Genomic DNA, 1,044 nt, shown 5'->3' on the forward strand with positions numbered 1-1,044 from the left:
GCCGCAGAAAAGGCCCGCGATGAGATAGGGCCAGACGGGGAGGAGAAACAGATGGAAAGACCATTCGGAGCGCCTCAGATGCGCCCTGTTGACAGTGGGATGCTCAAACAGGCGATGCGGCGGGCGTGGGTTGACCTCCGCAGGGCGCCGCTGTTCGGCTTGATATTTGCGGGGTTTTATGTGCTGGCGGGCTGGACGATCGCCTGGGTGACACTCCAGTCGGGAACAAGCTATTGGCTGGTCCTCGCCGCGATCGGGTTCCCTCTGATCGGACCGTTTGCAGCGGTCGGGCTGTATGAGGTGTCGCGCCGCCTGGAGGCCGGGGAGGATCTTGATTTTAAAGCGATATTCGGGGTCGTGCTGCAACAGAGCCGTCGCCAGTTGCCCTCAATCTGCGCGATCATCGTGGTGATGTTTCTGTTTTGGTTCTTTCTGGGCCATATGATCTTTGCCCTGTTCATGGGGCTGTCGACGCTGACGAACGTATCCTCTTCGCTCGAAGTGTATCTGACGGCAAACGGGTTGATGATGCTGGCCGTAGGGTCGGCCGTCGGGGCTGTCTTTGCCACTATCCTCTACATGATCACCGTGCTGTCCATCCCGATGCTGTTGGACCGCGAGCTGGATTTTGTGACGGCAATGATCGCAAGTTTCTCCTACGTAAGGGACAACTTTCCAGTCATGATCGGGTGGGGCATTTTCATCGCCGTGCTGACGTTTGTCGCGATGGTGCCGTGGTTCTTGGGACTGCTGCTGGTGCTGCCGCTTTTAGGCCATGCAAGCTGGCACCTGTATCGCCTGATCTGCGAGGATGGCCCGAGCTAGCGTCGTTCGTCGGGCCTGTGGGCCCTTATCAGCTTGCGCGCGGCACCAAGCGCATCTGTTGCATCCTGCCCCAGACGGGTCAGGGTCACGGGGCGCGCGTCGTCTTTGTCCGGACGCGTGTAGCTTGTACCTTGCCAGAGGGTATCTTTCTTGCTGACCACATAGACCCGGCTGTTTTGGCCGTTACGACCGGAAATCAGCATGTAGACATAATCGCCG

Annotated in this window: 2 protein-coding genes; one reads left to right on the plus strand and one right to left on the minus strand. The window is 58.8% G+C overall.

Features of this window, described 5'->3' with window-relative positions; translation table 11 throughout:
- The first annotated feature begins 51 nt into the window (after window positions 1-51).
- Complete coding sequence (locus ACR0E6_RS21425; protein ID WP_425082980.1) at window positions 52-825, plus strand: DUF2189 domain-containing protein; 774 nt, start codon at window positions 52-54, stop codon at window positions 823-825.
- Here ACR0E6_RS21425 and ACR0E6_RS21430 read toward each other — a convergent pair.
- Window positions 822-1,044: hypothetical protein (locus ACR0E6_RS21430; protein WP_480587097.1), on the minus strand; the 223-nt coding region annotated here is incomplete at its 5' end. The genes ACR0E6_RS21425 and ACR0E6_RS21430 overlap by 4 nt on opposite strands.

Source organism: Ruegeria sp. AP12 (assembly GCF_056540025.1).

Bases quoted from the DNA above. Each gene is read 5' to 3' on its own strand.
- ACR0E6_RS21425 (WP_425082980.1), top strand. From the start codon at position 52: ATGGAAAGACCATTCGGAGCGCCTCAGATGCGCCCTGTTGACAGTGGG.